General features: G+C 58.2%; 16 protein-coding genes and 1 tRNA gene. 6 read left to right on the top strand and 11 right to left on the bottom strand.

The window, feature by feature from the left end; genetic code table 11:
* Positions 1-10 precede the first annotated feature (10 nt).
* Together OC610_RS00085 and OC610_RS00080 are read right to left on the bottom strand one after the other, a co-directional pair.
* Positions 11-1,363 (bottom strand): DUF1329 domain-containing protein, encoded by a 1,353-nt coding sequence (locus tag OC610_RS00085; protein WP_264425940.1) that lies wholly within the window; start codon positions 1,361-1,363, stop codon positions 11-13.
* A 24-nt stretch (positions 1,364-1,387) separates the two neighbouring features.
* Positions 1,388-3,040, bottom strand: a complete 1,653-nt coding sequence (locus tag OC610_RS00080; protein ID WP_264425939.1) for a DUF1302 domain-containing protein — start codon at positions 3,038-3,040, stop codon at positions 1,388-1,390.
* 328 nt (positions 3,041-3,368) lie between these two features.
* Here OC610_RS00080 and OC610_RS00075 point away from each other — a divergent pair, with 328 nt between their 5' ends.
* On the top strand, positions 3,369-4,055 hold the full coding sequence (locus OC610_RS00075; protein ID WP_095962596.1) for a GntR family transcriptional regulator: 687 nt from the start codon (positions 3,369-3,371) through the stop codon (positions 4,053-4,055).
* 78 nt (positions 4,056-4,133) lie between these two features.
* Here OC610_RS00075 and OC610_RS00070 read toward each other — a convergent pair whose 3' ends face one another.
* The 3 genes from OC610_RS00070 to OC610_RS00060 form a co-directional block, all read right to left on the bottom strand.
* Positions 4,134-5,771 carry a bifunctional 3-(3-hydroxy-phenyl)propionate/3-hydroxycinnamic acid hydroxylase gene (locus OC610_RS00070; protein ID WP_264425938.1) on the bottom strand — a complete coding sequence of 546 codons (1,638 nt, stop codon included), beginning with the start codon at positions 5,769-5,771 and terminating at the stop codon, positions 4,134-4,136.
* A 99-nt stretch (positions 5,772-5,870) separates the two neighbouring features.
* A complete protein-coding gene (locus OC610_RS00065) occupies positions 5,871-6,431 on the bottom strand; it encodes a VOC family protein (protein WP_041020396.1) in 561 nt (186 codons plus the stop codon).
* A 40-nt stretch (positions 6,432-6,471) separates the two neighbouring features.
* Entirely contained in the window at positions 6,472-7,323 is an 852-nt protein-coding gene (locus tag OC610_RS00060; protein ID WP_264425937.1) for a fumarylacetoacetate hydrolase family protein, read from the bottom strand.
* Between the two features lie 123 nt (positions 7,324-7,446).
* Here OC610_RS00060 and OC610_RS00055 point away from each other — a divergent pair, with 123 nt between their 5' ends.
* From OC610_RS00055 to OC610_RS00035, 5 genes are all read left to right on the top strand, one after another.
* Entirely contained in the window at positions 7,447-8,028 is a 582-nt protein-coding gene (locus OC610_RS00055) for an amino acid synthesis family protein (RefSeq protein WP_041020394.1), read from the top strand.
* 72 nt (positions 8,029-8,100) lie between these two features.
* Entirely contained in the window at positions 8,101-9,216 is a 1,116-nt protein-coding gene (locus tag OC610_RS00050) for an alcohol dehydrogenase catalytic domain-containing protein (RefSeq protein ID WP_264425936.1), read from the top strand.
* 69 nt (positions 9,217-9,285) lie between these two features.
* Positions 9,286-9,822 carry a cupin domain-containing protein gene (locus OC610_RS00045; protein WP_264425935.1) on the top strand — a complete coding sequence of 179 codons (537 nt, stop codon included), beginning with the start codon at positions 9,286-9,288 and terminating at the stop codon, positions 9,820-9,822.
* Between the two features lie 35 nt (positions 9,823-9,857).
* Positions 9,858-10,706: a 3-hydroxybutyryl-CoA dehydrogenase gene (locus tag OC610_RS00040; protein ID WP_264425934.1), complete on the top strand. Its 849-nt coding sequence runs from the start codon at positions 9,858-9,860 to the stop codon at positions 10,704-10,706.
* A complete protein-coding gene (locus tag OC610_RS00035) occupies positions 10,693-11,322 on the top strand; it encodes a TetR/AcrR family transcriptional regulator (protein ID WP_264425933.1) in 630 nt (209 codons plus the stop codon). Before OC610_RS00040 ends, OC610_RS00035 begins: the two co-directional genes overlap by 14 nt.
* A gap of 84 nt (positions 11,323-11,406) precedes the next feature.
* On the opposite strand, the gene OC610_RS00030 is transcribed toward OC610_RS00035, so the two are convergent.
* From OC610_RS00030 to OC610_RS00005, 6 genes are all read right to left on the bottom strand, one after another.
* Positions 11,407-11,482, bottom strand: a tRNA-Gly gene (locus tag OC610_RS00030).
* Positions 11,483-11,545: 63 nt separating this feature from the next.
* Positions 11,546-12,106, bottom strand: coding sequence for a CDP-diacylglycerol--glycerol-3-phosphate 3-phosphatidyltransferase (pgsA, locus tag OC610_RS00025; protein ID WP_181286221.1), 561 nt, complete (start codon positions 12,104-12,106; stop codon positions 11,546-11,548).
* Between the two features lie 32 nt (positions 12,107-12,138).
* Complete coding sequence (gene uvrC, locus OC610_RS00020; protein ID WP_264425931.1) at positions 12,139-13,962, bottom strand: excinuclease ABC subunit UvrC; 1,824 nt, start codon at positions 13,960-13,962, stop codon at positions 12,139-12,141.
* A gap of 2 nt (positions 13,963-13,964) precedes the next feature.
* Positions 13,965-14,606 carry a response regulator transcription factor GacA gene (gacA, locus tag OC610_RS00015; RefSeq protein WP_003200277.1) on the bottom strand — a complete coding sequence of 214 codons (642 nt, stop codon included), beginning with the start codon at positions 14,604-14,606 and terminating at the stop codon, positions 13,965-13,967.
* A gap of 127 nt (positions 14,607-14,733) precedes the next feature.
* Entirely contained in the window at positions 14,734-15,168 is a 435-nt protein-coding gene (locus OC610_RS00010) for a GNAT family N-acetyltransferase (protein ID WP_264425928.1), read from the bottom strand.
* A 10-nt stretch (positions 15,169-15,178) separates the two neighbouring features.
* The gene (locus OC610_RS00005; protein WP_264425926.1) at positions 15,179-15,928 is read right to left on the bottom strand and encodes a carbon-nitrogen hydrolase family protein; all 750 of its coding nucleotides are present in this window, start codon (positions 15,926-15,928) and stop codon (positions 15,179-15,181) included.
* Positions 15,929-15,982: the final 54 nt, after the last annotated feature.

The following is a 15,982-nucleotide window of genomic DNA, read 5'->3' as shown; positions in this document are numbered from 1 at the left end:
GTCGCGAGGCTCAGCGAACCGACCCGGATGCCACCGACGTTCCGGTGAAGAAGTTTTCGGGCTTGCGCGGTATCACGCTATAGGTTTCCCCGTTCAGGCCCTGGACGACGCTGTAGGTCTTGGCCTGCAGGTTGTAGATCACGACAGGCTTGACCACCACCGCCGGAATGGACGGCACCACGAATGGCAGCACCTGGGAGACACGCCAGAGTTTGCCCTCGGCGTCGTAGCCATCCACCAGCGAGACGGTCCAGCTGTCTTCGTCAATGAAGAATCGACGCTTGGGCACGGCGTGGCGTTTGCCCGGCGCCACCGTAGCTTCCAGCTCCCAGACACGGTGAAGTTCCCAGCGCACTTTGTCGGCATTGAGGTGGTTGGCGGTAAAGGCATCTTCGCGTTTTTCGGCGTGGAACTTGTTGTCGTTATAAGGGATGTACAGTTCTTTTTTGCCCACCAGTTTCCAGTCGTAGCGATCCGGATGACCGATGAAGCCGTGCACCTCATCGAAATAGTTGGCGCCCGAAGCGACGAAGTCCGGGGTGTCATAACCCACGGTAGGCGCCCGCCGCACACGGCGTTGGCCGACCAGATACTGCCAGGCCTCTCGCGGCTGCTGAGCGTTGATGCTGTCATGGGTCACCAGTGATTCCCCAGCCTTGAACGGCGGCTCGCTGGTCAAGAACCGCAGCAGCGCATACTGCCCGGACCATTTATCTGCGGCACCGTCCTTGTAGTAGTACGGATACTGCCAGTTCTCCACGCCCCGGCTGGCCAGCGTCCGAGTCCCGTCGGCGTTGCCGATGATGTTGGAATAGCCCATCTGTATGGATTCCGCTTCAACCCGCAGCAGGAAATTCCAGATGACCTCATTGCCGTTTTTCGGAATCGGGAACGGAATTCCGCCGTAGCACCCCTCTACTGACAAACCATTGCTGGTGGTCTTGCAATGGGTGGCATTGGCGAAGGTGTTTTGATAGACGCTGTCCGGCGCCGCAGCGCTGCGGTGAGTCGGGTAGACATCGAGGTGAAAGGTGTCAGGGAACTTGGCCAGCAGGGCCTTGGTACCTTCACTCAACTTGTCGGCGTACTGCGCAGCGTTCTTGGCGTTGATCTGCAACAGCGGTTTTTCGCCGGGGAACGGATCGGCGGGTACATCGCCGAACTTGGCCCCGGCGACATCCTTGGTCAAGCCGCCGGTCCAGGCCGGAATGGAGCCATCGGCGTTGCCGGCTTTTTCGGCCCCCATGGGTGTCAGCGTGGTCTTGAGCTTCGCCGCCTCGTCAGGGCTGACCGCTGCCAGCGCGGTACCGACAGACAGTGAGATCGACAGAGTGGACAGCAACAGCAGTTTAATTTTTATCATTATCAGGGCCCGCCTGTTCTTTGCTTAAAAGGTTCGCTGGATCGAAAACGCCACGAAATCCCGGTCTTTCATGTTTTGCTGGTAGGTAAACGAATTAGCTGAATTGATCACTGGCCCGGCCTCACCAAAGAAGTTGGTGTAGCTCAGCGAGGCGTACCACTGCTTCTTGTAATCAGCCTTGAGACCCAGCGTCAGATCGCCGCCATGCTCCGGGCCAAATGCCTGGGGCGTGACGGAAGAACGCCCGGACGGGTTGTAGCCAATGGTGATCGGCGCCTGGACGTCGATGCCCGGAAAGACCTGGAAATACTGCGGTTCAAAGGTGAAGCGCATGGCGAAGGCATCGCGCGTGGTGTTGGGGTCCAGTTGATCGGCGTTCTTGGTCACGCTCAGCCGTCGGTTGAACGCCAGTTCACCCACCAGGGAAGCGCCGTCCCACAACGCGGATCCGCCGTAGACATTGATCATCGATACCTGGGCATGCCACGACCGACCAATGGGATACGCGGGGTCGGAATCGTTGTCGGCGTCCATGCCAGTGACGATGGTGCCGCCGACACCCGCCAGGGGCGTATCGAGCCTGATCGATGTTTCACCGGCAATATTGGCCTCGCCCACCAGCGTACTGAAGCTGGCACCGAAGACCTTCACGTCCTCGGGATAGACGTTGATAAACGAGTCGTCGGCCCCCGGCACCAGCGCGGCCGGGCGGAAGTAGAACACCGGTGTTTTTTCGTGATACTTCGCGGCGTAGAGCCCGAACTCCCAGTCCTCCACCGCGAATTTCAATTGTGCGCCGAACTGCCCGGAGTCCCTCGCCTCCTTGTCTTTGCCATGACGCAACTCACCCGTGGGGAAGAACACCCGCTCCCCGCCTTCACCCACAAAGTCCGCCCCGCTGAAGTAGCTGCCTGCGGCGGGCAGACGGGTCTTGTTCCATTCAAATTGGTAGTAGGCCCCCACACTCACCGTGTCGTTCAGTTGCCAGTTACCAGACACCTGCTTGGTGGGCATCAGGATTTCTTTGAATTGGGAACCGGGGACTGATTGAAGCTTCACCAGGTCCACGGTGGACTGGGCGTTGGCAATGCCGTTGGCGCCGAAGAACAGGCTTTCACCGTAAATCTGGGTGAACTGCCCGAGCCGCCCGGACAACGAGGTCGTGCCGATTTCCGTCGAACCATAGATAAACGCGTCGAGGATTTCAGTCCGTTGGCCATGGATACGGCGGGTGTCGCTGGTGAATTCATCGTGGTCGACACTCACAGAGTTGGCGGTGCCCGGTGAATCGTTGTCATTGTCCTGGCTGTAGACGTTGTCGTACCAGGACGCCGCGCTGAGGCGTGCACCGACGTCTTTGTACTTGATGTCGAATTCGGAAAGGATGTCCAGACGATTGGAAATCAGCCCGCGATCGAAATTTCGATCGCCGTCGTCCAGGTTGGGATTGCTGTTGGAGGTCCCAGGGCCCACCGCCACCTTGTGATCGAGTTTGTTCACGCGCCAGGCGTTGCTGTACTTGATGGTGTTGTCCCAGGTCGCCGAAAGGTCGGGATTACCGGTATTGATCTGGAACGCTTGCGCCTGGGTTGAAAGGCCCAGCAGTACCGTTGCGCTGACTGCGCAAGCAAGGCTGGAGACCGGCAACGGGCAGAACCGCTGGTTGGCTGTTTTCATGAAGATGTTCCTGTTTTTTTGTTTTTGTAAAAGGTCATCCACTCGCAGCATTGGCCGCGAATACCGCTGGCGTCGCCACAATGCGTAAAAACGCTTTTATTGCACTTAGCATCACTTTGTGCACAAAAACTATCCCTGCGCAAAATCAAAGTCAAGCGGATTCAAGCGGGCACGCGCGTTGAGGGTTGATAGAAGGAGGGAGAGCAGGCAGTGGCCCGAAAGACCTGGCAGAAAACCCCATCGACAGCAGGCGCTTAATCAGTCTTTGCACTAAACTCTGTTTTGCGCATAAAATGCGTTTAGTGCAAATTTAAGGACGACTCCGACCATGATTCCCTCTCCCAGCGTTCCGCTGATCGATGTCGCGTTGACGAAGATGAAAAAAGCGATCGTCTGTTGTGAGCTGGCCCCCGGTGAAAAGCTCAAGGTCGCAGAGTTGTCCAAGACCTACGGACTCAGCAGCTCGCCGATTCGTGAAGCCCTCAATCGACTGACCCAGGACGGTGTGGTTGAGGCCAGCGATAACAAAGGCTTCAGAGTTGCCCCGATTTCCGTCACTGATTTTCGCGACATCACGCGCATGCGCTGCCTGTTGGAATGCGAGGCGTTGGCCGATGCCATCCAACAGGGCGACGACGCCTGGGAAGCCGATGTGCTCGGGGCATTTCATCGCCTGAATCTGGTCGAGAAAAAACTCGGCAGCGGTGTGCTGGTACTCGATGATGAATGGTCGACCCGACACAAGGCCTTTCACTTCGCCTTGTTTGCGGCGTGTCCATCGCCCCTGCTGTTGAAGATGATCGACTCGCTGTTTGATCGGGCCGAACGCTACCGACGCTTTTCCGCCCAGCAGCGCATTACCCAGCGGCACAAGGGCAACGAGCATCAGAAGTTGATGGAAGCGGCCCTGGCTCGCGACTCCGAGAAAGCCGTCACCTTACTGCGCAATCACATCCAGGAAACCCTGGGCCGGATCGTAGAAGCCATAGAGCGCCGACAAGCCACGTTTCAATAAGCCTCATGTAAAAAAACCCTTCGCCTGGCACTGTCTTCGTAAACAGTGCCAGGCGAAGGGCGTGTTGCCTTTCAGGCGTTAAGCCTGTGCGAACCTGATCGTCTTATCGCAATTACCGCCTTGGGCCGGCGCGGGCTTCTGCGGCGGCTTGCACCACAGCGCAAGCTCCATGCCCTCGAGCAATTCCATCGCCCAGGCCACCGTGACCGCCCCGCCATACACGTAGTGATCGGGCCGCACGATCACCACATTACAGCCTCGCTGTTCCAGCCATTGTGCTAGCAACCCATCGACTTCCTGGTACTCATCGACAGCACGAGCCCCTGATTGCTCAGGGTTAACCAACCGTACGACGTGGATAGGCAAGCCTTTAAGCGACTGGCTGCTACGCAGGCACCTCAACAATGCGCTGGCATCGAAACCGGGGGCAACGACCACGCGAAACGCCTGACCGGTAAATTCATCGAGCAAGGCTTGCTTGCCGGCATGGTTGATCACCATTGGCTGGGGAAACAGCTCTCCGGCTGGAGACACCTGCGCGATAAACCCTTGGGACAGACCGGGGATCAGCGATTGCCGGATGGTCCCGCCCGGGTTCTCCTCCATATGTTCGATCAGCCGTGCGTCCCGCTTCGCGGCCCTTTCACTGTCGCGCTCGCAGATCACACCACCGAACTCCTTGGCCGCCAGGGTAGTCTGGCGCACATGAGGGATCCGCTCGGTCTGATACGTCTCCAGAAAATCCGGAGCGGCCAGTCCCTCTTTCACCAGAGCGATTTTCCAGACCAGATTCAAGGCATCGCGAATCCCCTGGCACATGCCTTGTGCCAGGAATGGCGGCGTCATATGGGCCGCGTCTCCAAGGAAGAAGACCCGGTCGGCTTTCCACTGCTCGAGGATCAATGCATGGAATCGGTATGCCGAAGCCCGCCATAACTGATAGTCCTGCTCCGGCAGCCAACGGGCAATCAGCTTCTTGATCATTTCAGGCTGTGAGATTTCCGAAGGTTGCTCATCCGGATTGATCATGAACTCCCAGCGACGATGTCGCCCGGGGCCGACGACAAAGGTGCACGGCCTCGCCGACTCGCAGAACTGAACGTTGGTCTTCGGCAGATCTTCTCCCGCCCCTTCGTTAAGGATCACATCGACCACCAGCCACGGCTCGTCGAACGCCAGGTCGTCCATCTTCAACCCCAGGCGGGTGCGGATCGGGCTGGTGCCGCCATCACACGCCAGCACATGGGCGGCAGTGACCGTGCGCTCGGTCCCATCCTTCGCCTGGATACGGACATTCGCCTGGGACTCAGCAGAGTCGACCGACAACACCTCAGCGCCAAGCTCAACGGTTACCGACTTAAAACCGGTGATTTTTTCACGAAGTGCGCGCTCCACCGGCGGCTGGGAAAACACATAGTTCGGCGCCCAACCCAGTGGAAAAGGCGGCTGGGCAGCGTCAATGCGCTTGATCAATTGTGAACCGGTTGTTCGGTATTCCGAGGGGCGGTAAGGCATGACGTGTTCGGCAATGCTGTCTGCCAAGCCGATATTTCCGAAGACGCGCATCACTTCATGGTCAAAGCCCATGGCCCGAGGGTTGGCATAGACCGTCTCGGACTTCTCCACCACCAGGGCATTGAGCCCCCACAGACCGGCCAGATTGGCGCATAAGGCGCCCACCGGTCCCATTCCAACAATGATGACATCGTAGTCCATCGTCTACTCCGCTTCTTGTAGTTGTCGATTGCGAGTGCTGGTTGATGCAATCACGACGCCTGTTCATCAACCAGATATCGTCTTTACCGAACAGAACGATCAGGCGATTCGGACCCGCTGCTCCTCAATCTTTGTGCGAATGGAGTCCATCCATTGCGCGCGCGTCTGGAACTCTGGACGGCGCCTGCACATTGCCTCGGTCTGGGCCAGAATGACCTCGGTCGGTAGCTCGAGATCCAGAGGTTCCTTGCACGGCTGAGCGGTATAGAACGGTGTATCGACATACATCTCGACGGGGTTGCCTTCAGGGTCCTTGAAATAAATCGACCAGGCATTCCCGTGGTCCACTTGGGCGATGCCCTCAATGCCGCTTTTTTTGGCGAATTGATAGTACGCCTTCAGGTCATCCAACGAATTGAGCAGGAACGACAATTGATTGATCGGGTTGAAGGGCAAATCAACGGGCTTGCCGTCAAAGAGCACGACCTGATGGTGCAGTTCGGGATTCTGTGTCATGAAGAACAGACGATGCCCGGTCGAGGCCACGCCTTTGTCGCTGACGATGAAACCCAGGATGCGGCAGTAGAAATCGACCATCCGATCCAGGTCTGAGCAGAACACGCCGGAATGGGTGAAATTGATGGTTGGTAATGCGGGCATGTGGAACCTCCAGTTTTTATGATTGTGTAGAGGACAACGCTCAGGCTTCGTCAATAACGCCGTTCGAAAGGGTCCCGATTTCAGTGATGACCACTTCGAAGACATCGCCGGGTTTCAGGAAAATCGGCGGTTTACGCTTGAAGCCAATCCCGCTCGGGGTACCGGTTGCCAAGATGTCGCCCGGGTTCCACGGCAGTGCCTTGGACACGTAGGAAATCAAATGAGGAATGTCGAAAGCCAACTCCGAAAGGCTGCCTTCCTGCAGTTGTTCGCCGTTGAGAACCCCCCGCACCACCAGCTTACGGTAATCGGGAATTTCCGACGCTGGAATGATCCAGGGGCCCAGTGCGCCAGTTTTTCTGAATGTCTTGCCCATGCCGTACTGGTGCGTATGGAACTGCCAATCCCGCACGCTGGCATCGTTGAAACAGGTATAGCCCGCCACATGGTCCATGGCATCGGCCGGATCGATGTGCGCGCCACCCTTTCCAATGACGACGGCCAGTTCCGCTTCGAAGTCGAACTGCTCCGACACTTTTGGCCTGACCAGAGGTTCGCCGTGAGGCAGTAGCGTTTCGGCAAATCGTTGGAATATCACCGGAAACTCCCCGACCTTCCTGCCGGCCTCTTCGGCGTGAGCCACATAGTTGATGCCCACGCAGATCACCTTGCCGGGATTAGGGACGACGGCCTCCAGTTGAATGCTGGAAAACGAATAATCGGCCTGGGCGGTCTCGACGATCTTGTGTGCCTCCTGTACCAGCAATCGATTGGCCAGAAAGGAGGCGAGGTCCGGAACCTGCGCAAAACGACGGGTCAGCTCGATCACCCCGTCACCTGACACGGCGCCAAAATGGGCCTTCCCTTCTTTGCGGTACGAAATCAGCTTCATGTTCCTCTCCTATTTTTATGCACAAAAACTAATTTCTTGCACCATACATCATTAAATGCATAATGCGAAAGGTCGCGAAAAAAAATAATGAGTCCGATAAGGCTCTTGGTTCTGGAGGCAAGCATGTCGCTGGTGATGGTTCGTAAGATCAAACTGGACGTTGAAGAAATATTTCACGAGGGAGGCCCGCGTGCGTCAGCTCCGTTGCGCATTGCGGTTGCCACCGCCGTGGTCGCCAATCCCTACGCCGGCAGGTATGAAGATGATCTGCTGCCCTTCATGCAGGAGCTCAGGGGGTTAGGCGCACAACTGTCGGAGCAGTTGATCCAGGCGTTGGGCGGTGCTTCGCAGGTTCAGGCTTATGGCAAGGGTGCAATTGTTGGTGAAGACGGCGAACTGGAGCACGGTGCGGTCTGGCACGAAGCCGGCGGCTGGGCGATGCGTGAAGCATTGGGCAACCCCAAGGCAATCGTTCCAGCGGGCAAGACTATCGGTGGCCTTGGTTGCCGGGTGATGATTCCGCTGGGGCATATCCAGGCAGCTTATGTCCGCAGTCATTTCGGTGTGGCGGAAATGACCGTGTGGGATGGTCCTCGCCGTGGCGAAATCGCTTTTGGCCTGGCCATGGCCACCGGCGGCAGGATTCATGCGCGGCTGGGCGGCCTGAGTGCTGCCGAAGTAAAGGGCGAAGACGGGTTACGTTGATGCCAGGGTTTTGAAGTGTCGCTCCACGGATTACGTACTACGACAAAAATAATATGAGTATCGGAGAACATCATGACTGCAAAAACGATGCGCGCCGCACGCCTGTATGAAGGCGGCAAACCCATGGTCATCGAGCAGTTGCCCGTACCGGGCATTCGTCCAACTGAAGTGCTCGTCAAGATCAAGGCCTGCGGAATCGTCCCCAACCTCCATAACATCCTGACCAACTGGGTTAAATGGTTCCCCCAAAATCCTCTGCCGAAACTGCCGGCGACCTTCGGCCTTGACCCAACGGGAGTCATCGAGGCAGTAGGCGAACAGGTCTACGACTTCAAGGTTGGTGACCGGGTCTACGTCAATCCAGGCCGCCACTGCGGTTCCTGCCGGTCTTGTCGTGCGGGCAATACCATCGCCTGCACGGCGTACACCTTCAATGGCTATTTCGGTTTCACGCCCAAAAGCCCGCGCATGTTCGAAGACTATCCCTACGGTGGTCTTTGCGAGTACATCCCTGCGCCGCAATACAGTCTGGTGAAACTGCCCGATAACCTCAGCTTCGAGACGGCCGCGCGACTGGGCTACCTGGGTACCGCCTACAAAGCAATGCTCAAGGCCAATGTCGGGCCTGGCACCACCCTGCTGATCAATGGCATCAGTGGCACGCTCGGCTTGGGCGCCGTGGCACTGGCGCTGGCGATGGGCGTGCGTAAGATTCTCGGCACGGCCCGCAACCAGGAGCTCTTCCAGCGGGTGAAAGACCTCGCCGCGCCAGGTCGGATTGAAATCCACACCCTGGGCACGCTGCCAACCAACGAGTGGGTCAGTGAAATCACCCATGGCGAAGGAGTCGATGTGGTGATCGATGCCCTGGGTCCAGGTGCGCCACACGAGACCCTGACCCAAGCCCTCAAGTCCATCCACCGCGGCGGGCATCTGGTCAACATCGGTGCCATCGCCGGTGACGTCCCGATCGATCTGCACTGGATCATGGACAACGACATCCAGATCAGCGGTTCGGCCTGGTTTACCACAGGTCAAGGACAAGCCATGGCGGACATGGTGGAATCTGGCACGCTGGATCTTTCATTCTTTGAAAACACCGCTTTCAGCCTGGAAAAAGTGAACGACGCGATTACCGGTATCGAAAATCGACATGGCGGCTTCAGCAATTACGTCATCTGCCCCTGACATTAACAAATCCGTCCAACACAACGGCGGGCATCGCGATGCCCGCCCACCGAATTGAGGGGGAATGTTATGAAAATCCGAAGAATCGTCACCGCCTTGGATGCCGCAGGCCAATCTGTCTTCATCAGTGATGACACCGCACCACGTGCTTGCTCTTTTGAAACAATTCCCGGCCACGCCATGGCACACCTGTGGTCCACCGGTCCAACGACCGGAACTTCCGATGCGCAACAGGACCCTACCCGGAGACATCTTTCCCTGGTGCCTGGGCCGGGCGAAACCAGTCTGGCAATCTATGATTTTCCGCCGGACACCGTGATGCAGAACCCGACGGATGTCGGACAGATGATCGAGGAACTGGGCCGTGCCCTGCCCGGCTTGTTCGAGTGCTTCGAGCCGGACCACCCAGGTATGCACACGACTCCGACCATCGACTACGGCATCCTGCTCCAGGGCGAACTCTGGCTGGAGCTGGATAATGGCGAACAAAAACTGATCCGGCCCGGCGAGGTCGTCATCCAGCATGGGACCCGCCATGCCTGGCGTAACAAGAGCGATCAAATCGCCCGCGCATTGTTCGTGATGATCGGCACGAAGCGCGACTAGCCAACACTCCCCAACCCTGAACTCAGGTGGTCAATATGACGCTGCATCGCATTGCTGTGATTGGCGCCGGCACGATGGGCAGTGGAATTGCCCAAACCTGTGCGGCAGCCGGCCACACGTTATTGCTCATCGATATCAATGAACAGGTGCTCAGCCGGGGCCTGCAAACCGTGCAAAAAAACCTCGACCGGCAGGTTGAAAAAGGAACATTCACCCACGCGCAGGCCTCTGAGACCCTGCAACGTATCCATACCTCGACTCACTACACCAACTTGAATGGAATGGACATGGTGATCGAAGCGGCCACTGAGGACTTGGCACTCAAACGCAAGATTCTTCAGCAGATTGACGCCCACGCTCGCCTGGATTGCCTGATCGCCAGCAACACGTCATCGCTATCGATTACAGAACTGGCGGCGAGCATCAAGCACCCGGAACGCTTCATGGGGATTCACTTCTTCAACCCGGTGCCGATCATGGGCCTGGTGGAGTTGATCCGCGGTTTGCAGACCAGCGACACTACCTGCTTCATCGCCCAGGCATTGGTCGAACAGCTGGGAAAAACCGCGATACATTCTCAAAATCGCCCGGGATTCATTGTCAATCGAATCCTAATTCCGATGATCAACGAAGCCATCTTCGTCCTTCAGGAAAATGGCGATGCTCAAGCAATCGACGCCAGCATGCGCTTGGGGTGCAATCAGCCGATCGGGCCTTTGGCGCTGGCCGATCTGATTGGATTGGATACCGTGCTAGCCATTCTGGAAAGCTTGCAAACTGGTTTTGGTGACCCGAAATACCGTGCCGCACCTTTACTTAGGGAGTTTGTCGCTGCGGGCTTCTTAGGCAAAAAGTCGGGACGAGGCTTTTATGTCTACGGCTGAAGCTTATAGGGGTTATGACACTATACGTGCTCAAGCTTTAGAGCTTTTCGTCAACAAGGGATTCGGTCAAGTTAGCATGCGGGAACTGGCTCGCCATGTGGGCCTCGCTCCTGGTTCACTGTATAACCATTTTCCCAGCAAGCAAGCATTGCTATACGATCTAATAGAAGAAATTTATGAAGAGCTCTACCTGCTTGTTCAACCTGCGAGGCAAGGATCCGCTCAAGTCCGATCTCTGTCGAATCTAATCGTCGCACATCTGTGTTTGCACCGTCGGTGCCCGCACGGCTTTCGACTGGCTCTACATGGCTTCGTCTATCTAGATGACGCTCAGCAGCAACGGATCGTTTACAAGCGCAAACTATATGAAAGCGCATTTATTGCAGCCGTATTCAACGACACTCCCCAGGCCAAAGACACAGGTTCCGTGGCGGCGCATGCCATTACACAATTTCTCAACTGCCTACCGGACTGGCTTGATGATCGCCACTTAAATGACGAGACATGCGTATTTCTTGTCGAACGACTTATTAGAGGAGCACTCCGCGAATGCCTATGCTCGTGCCTGCATGAGAAAAACAGCTCTAAGCCCTGCGAAAAAGCGTCAACCGCTTGAAAGTTCTACGCCGCGCATCTGACCCTGAAGCATTCCTTCATGCAAAAAAAAAGCCACTCATCTGAGTGGCTTTTTTCTGAATCTTGGAGCGGGAAACGAGACTCGAACTCGCGACCCCGACCTTGGCAAGGTCGTGCTCTACCAACTGAGCTATTCCCGCGTCTTGGTGTGGCGCATTGTATAGATTCAAAACACGCCGTCAACCCTTTGATTCAAAAAAGTTTTATTTCGGATCGACATCGGTCCGCAGGTGCGGCCAGGCGGCGCGCAGGTATTGGACCATCGACCACAGCGTCAGGCCAGCGGACACCAGCAGCAAGGCATAACCCAACAGCACCCAGAAGCTGAAGTCCGAGGGATTCGCCAGCAGGATCACCAGCGCGAGCATCTGTGCGGCGGTTTTCCATTTGCCGAGGTTCGACACGGCGACCTGGGCGCGGGCGCCCAGCTCGGCCATCCATTCGCGCAGGGCCGAGACGACGATTTCGCGTCCGATGATCACCGCCGCTGGCAGGGTCAGCCAGAGGTTGCCGTGTTCCTGCACCAGCAGCACCAGGGCCACCGCGACCATCAGCTTGTCGGCCACCGGGTCGAGGAACGCGCCGAACGGCGTGCTCTGCTCCAGGCGGCGGGCCAGGTAGCCGTCGAGCCAGTCCGTCGCGGCGGCGAAGGCGAAGACCGAGGCGGAGGCCAGGTAGCTCCAGTGGTACGGCAAGTAGAACAGCAAAATGAAGATCGGGATGAGCAGGACGCGTAGAACGGTAATCAGGTTTGGGATATTCATCGGCACAACTGGCTACGAGGTTGACGGGCATTCTACTCGCTATGCAGGTTTGCATAAATCGACTCTGCGAGCTTTTTACTGATACCGGGTGCTTTGGCTATTTCCTCGATGCTGGCACGAGACAGCTCCTGCAAGCCACCAAAATGTTTCAACAGATCGCGCCGGCGCGTCGGCCCGACCCCTGCCACGCCTTCCAGCGTTGAGGTGCGGCGGGTCTTGCCGCGGCGGGCACGGTGGCCGGTGATAGCGAAACGGTGGGCTTCGTCGCGGATCTGCTGGATCAGATGCAAGGCCGGCGAATCCCCTTTGAGGGTGAACTCATGGGCCGCGTCGTTCAGGTACAGGGTCTCGAAACCGGCCTTGCGCGTCGCGCCCTTGGCCACGCCGAGCAGGATCAGGTCCGGGACCGCCAATTCATTGAGCACGTCGCGGGCCATGGACAGTTGGCCTTTGCCGCCGTCCACCAGCAGGATGTCCGGCAGCTTGCCCTCCCCGTCCTTGATCTTGCCGAAGCGCCGCATCAACGCCTGGTGCATCGCCGCATAGTCATCGCCGGGGGTAACGCCCTCGATGTTGTAGCGCCGGTAATCGGACTTGATCGGGCCTTCCGGGCCGAACACCACGCAGGAGGCAACGGTTGCCTCGCCGCTTGAGTGGCTGATGTCGTAGCACTCGAGCCGCTGCGGTGGCTCGTCCAGATTCAGGACGTCAGCCAGGGCATCGAAGCGTGCCGCAACGTGCTGGCGGTTGGCCAAACGTGCACCGAGGGCCTGTTCGGCGTTGGTCACGGCCAGTTGTTGCCAGCGCGCGCGGGTTCCGCGCACACGGTGGCTGATGGTCAATTCGCGACCGCGGAGCTTGTCGATGGCCTCGATCAGGGCCGGGAAGTCTTCATGGACCACGTTGACGATCAATTCGCTGGGCAAGTCGCGTTCAGGGCTGCTGATGTAGTACTGCCCCAGGAAAGCGGCCATGACTTCCGCCACGTCTTCCTCGATCCCTACCTGGGGGAAGAAGTTCTTGCTGCCCAAGACGCGGCCGCCCCGCACGTTGATCAGGTGCACACAGGCGCCGCCCGGGTTGATGAACGCCGCCACGATATCGACGTCGCCGCTGCCGCCTTCCATGCTTTGCTGATCCTGGACCCGGCGCAGCAGCCCTATCTGGTCGCGAAGCTCGGCGGCGCGTTCGAATTCGAGGTTGATCGAAGCCTCTTCCATGGCGGTCGACAGCTCATCGGTCAACGCATTGCTGCGCCCTTCCAGGAACATCACGGAGTGACGCACGTCCTCGGCATACACTTCGGGCTCGACCAGCCCGACACACGGTGCCTTGCAGCGTTTGATCTGGTATTGCAGGCACGGCCGGGTGCGGTTCTTGTAGTAACTGTCTTCGCATTGGCGAACGAAGAAGGTTTTCTGCAGCAGGCTCAGGCTTTCACGAATCGCCCCGGCGCTGGGGTAAGGACCGAAGTACCGTCCCTTCGCTTTCTTGGCCCCGCGATGAATGCTCAGGCGCGGAAACGCCCCGTCGGACAGGAACACGTACGGGTAGGATTTGTCGTCGCGCAGCAGGATGTTGTACGGCGGGCGCCACTCCTTGATCAGCGTCTGCTCAAGCAGCAACGCCTCGGTTTCGTTGGCCGTGATCGTGGTTTCGATTTGCGCGATACGCCCCACCAGGGCGGCCGTCTTCGGTGCGAGGCCGGTCTTGCGGAAATAACTGGCCAGGCGCTTCTTGAGGTTCTTGGCCTTGCCTACATAAAGCAGGCGCGCATCGCTGTCGAACATGCGGTACACGCCAGGGCGGCCGCTGCAGGTCGACAGGAAGGCACTTGGATCAAACGGTTCAGTCATTATCAGGCGCTGGCATCGACCATGCCATGACGCACCGCCAGCAGCGTCAACTCGACGTCACTGCTGATCGAAAGCTTTTCGAAGATACGGTAACGGTAGGTATTGACGGTCTTGGGCGACAGGCAGAGTTTGTCGGAGATGATCTGGACTTTCTGGCAACCGACAATCATCAAGGCAATCTGGATTTCCCGCTCGGAGAGCGCATCGAACGGCGAGTCGTTGGTCGGCTGGAACGACTTGATCGCCAATTGCTGGGCAATCTGCGGGCTGATGTAGCGCTGCCCGGCAAATACCAGGCGGATCGCCTGGACCATCTCGTTCAGGCCGGCGCCCTTGGTCAGGTAGCCCGCCGCACCTGCCTGCAACAACCGGGTCGGGAACGGATCTTCTTCACACACCGTCACCGCGACGACCTTGATATCAGGATGGCTGCGCAGCAGTTTACGCGTGGCTTCAAGGCCGCCGATGCCCGGCATCTTGACGTCCATCAGCACCACGTCGGGTTTCAATTCACGCGCCTTGATCAGGGATTCCTCCCCGGACTCGGCCTGGCCAACTACCTGCAGGCCATCGATGTCAGCCAGCATCCGTGTAATGCCCGTACGGACGAGATCATGGTCATCGACCACTAACACCCTAATCAAGCAGACACCTCACGATTTTGGTCTTGTATGGGTTGCCCCACACCTTAGCAAAAAAGCACTCGGCAGACCTAGCGCAAACAGGCAGATAAAAGTTACAACACGTCTTCTCGACCCGACACTCGAAGCCTCAAGCACCTACGTCTCGCTGCATCCTCAGGAAACACTCCTCTTCGCCGACCACCTGCAGCCCCATGCGCTCATAAAGGGCCCTGGCCGGATTATCCTTGAAGACCGTCAGGCGCAATGCCGGTCGATGCTCAAGTGCCACCATTCCCCAGACCTGTCCGATCGCCCAGGTTCCGGCACCCTGCCGACGAAACGCCTGGTCTATCTGCAGCTCGCGGATATACAAGGCGCGAGCGTCACGGCTGAGGCTGACAAAACCCAGCGCCTGGTCATCACGGTGGATGATCCAGTTCTGGCGGATGACCCAGGCCAGATCGAACGCTTCGTCCTGCCACAGCAAATCATGGCGCAGATAATAGGGAAGCATGTTGCGGCAAGTCAGTTGCCGGGCGAAATCGATGTCGCCGACCTCAGCCAGGCGCCATTGGAAACTCATGGAAACCTCTTCAAAGCGGCACGACCTGCCCGGCCCAGCCATCGCCACTGCGACGGGCGATAACCAACGACTCACCAACGCCGGGTGCCGCTGCGATCAGCGAACCGCCGGGGCCCCAGATCGCGCTGCGACCCGCTGACTCCCAGCCCCCGGTGGCGCCACCATGATTGGCCATCAGGACCGTCATGGCGTGTTGCCAGGCATAACCTTGCAGCAAGGTCGTGTCCGGCACGTAGCCGCCTTCGGTGATCAACACACCCGCCGCATACACCGTGGCGCCCCGCTCCGCGGCTGCGGCGGCATGGCTGGCGTGGCAGAAATCGGCACACACCGCCCAGGCGACGCGATCCATCCCCATATCCAGCAACGAACCGCCATGACCAGGCGCAAAGGCGACCTCTTCGCCAGGGTGCAAGTGCTGTTTGCTGTAGACCCCAAGGGAGCCATCTGCCCGCAGGATCAAGGCGCCGATCATCACGGGCGCGCCTGCCGACAGGCGAATCGGCATGCCGACCACCGTGGTCATACGCAACTCGTGCGCCAGGTCGCGCAGTGGCTGCAAGATGGCGTCGTCAGGCAGTATCGCCAACTCCGCGGCCAGATCCCGCTCATAACCGGTGAGTGACAACTCGGGAAAAACCAGCATTTGCACGTCCTGCTCGGCAGCGGCCTGCATGAAAGACTGGTGGCGCAGTAGATTGGCGCTGACGTTCCCGGCAATGGATATGGCCTGTGCGGCAGCAAAGACTGAAGCGTTCATGGTTCGTCCGAAAGAGTCAGAACAAGGCTGGAGTTTGTCATAAAGCCGACCGGA

Origin of the sequence: Pseudomonas agronomica (genome assembly GCF_025917275.1) — a bacterium.
Classification (GTDB): Bacteria; Pseudomonadota; Gammaproteobacteria; order Pseudomonadales; family Pseudomonadaceae; genus Aquipseudomonas; species Aquipseudomonas agronomica.
Note: the sequence above shows the minus strand (reverse complement) of the source record. Positions and strands in the feature narration are given on the sequence as shown.

What these genes read in the sequence shown, in the direction of transcription:
- OC610_RS00085 (WP_264425940.1), bottom strand. Translation starts at nt 1,363, where the DNA reads ATGATAAAAATTAAACTGCTGTTGCTGTCCACTCTGTCGATCTCACTG.
- OC610_RS00080 (WP_264425939.1), bottom strand. Translation starts at nt 3,040, where the DNA reads ATGAAAACAGCCAACCAGCGGTTCTGCCCGTTGCCGGTCTCCAGCCTT.
- OC610_RS00075 (WP_095962596.1), top strand. Translation starts at nt 3,369, where the DNA reads ATGATTCCCTCTCCCAGCGTTCCGCTGATCGATGTCGCGTTGACGAAG.
- OC610_RS00070 (WP_264425938.1), bottom strand. Translation starts at nt 5,771, where the DNA reads ATGGACTACGATGTCATCATTGTTGGAATGGGACCGGTGGGCGCCTTA.
- OC610_RS00065 (WP_041020396.1), bottom strand. Translation starts at nt 6,431, where the DNA reads ATGCCCGCATTACCAACCATCAATTTCACCCATTCCGGCGTGTTCTGC.
- OC610_RS00060 (WP_264425937.1), bottom strand. Translation starts at nt 7,323, where the DNA reads ATGAAGCTGATTTCGTACCGCAAAGAAGGGAAGGCCCATTTTGGCGCC.
- OC610_RS00055 (WP_041020394.1), top strand. Translation starts at nt 7,447, where the DNA reads ATGTCGCTGGTGATGGTTCGTAAGATCAAACTGGACGTTGAAGAAATA.
- OC610_RS00050 (WP_264425936.1), top strand. Translation starts at nt 8,101, where the DNA reads ATGACTGCAAAAACGATGCGCGCCGCACGCCTGTATGAAGGCGGCAAA.
- OC610_RS00045 (WP_264425935.1), top strand. Translation starts at nt 9,286, where the DNA reads ATGAAAATCCGAAGAATCGTCACCGCCTTGGATGCCGCAGGCCAATCT.
- OC610_RS00040 (WP_264425934.1), top strand. Translation starts at nt 9,858, where the DNA reads ATGACGCTGCATCGCATTGCTGTGATTGGCGCCGGCACGATGGGCAGT.
- OC610_RS00035 (WP_264425933.1), top strand. Translation starts at nt 10,693, where the DNA reads ATGTCTACGGCTGAAGCTTATAGGGGTTATGACACTATACGTGCTCAA.
- pgsA (WP_181286221.1), bottom strand. Translation starts at nt 12,106, where the DNA reads ATGAATATCCCAAACCTGATTACCGTTCTACGCGTCCTGCTCATCCCG.
- uvrC (WP_264425931.1), bottom strand. Translation starts at nt 13,962, where the DNA reads ATGACTGAACCGTTTGATCCAAGTGCCTTCCTGTCGACCTGCAGCGGC.
- OC610_RS00010 (WP_264425928.1), bottom strand. Translation starts at nt 15,168, where the DNA reads ATGAGTTTCCAATGGCGCCTGGCTGAGGTCGGCGACATCGATTTCGCC.
- OC610_RS00005 (WP_264425926.1), bottom strand. Translation starts at nt 15,928, where the DNA reads ATGAACGCTTCAGTCTTTGCTGCCGCACAGGCCATATCCATTGCCGGG.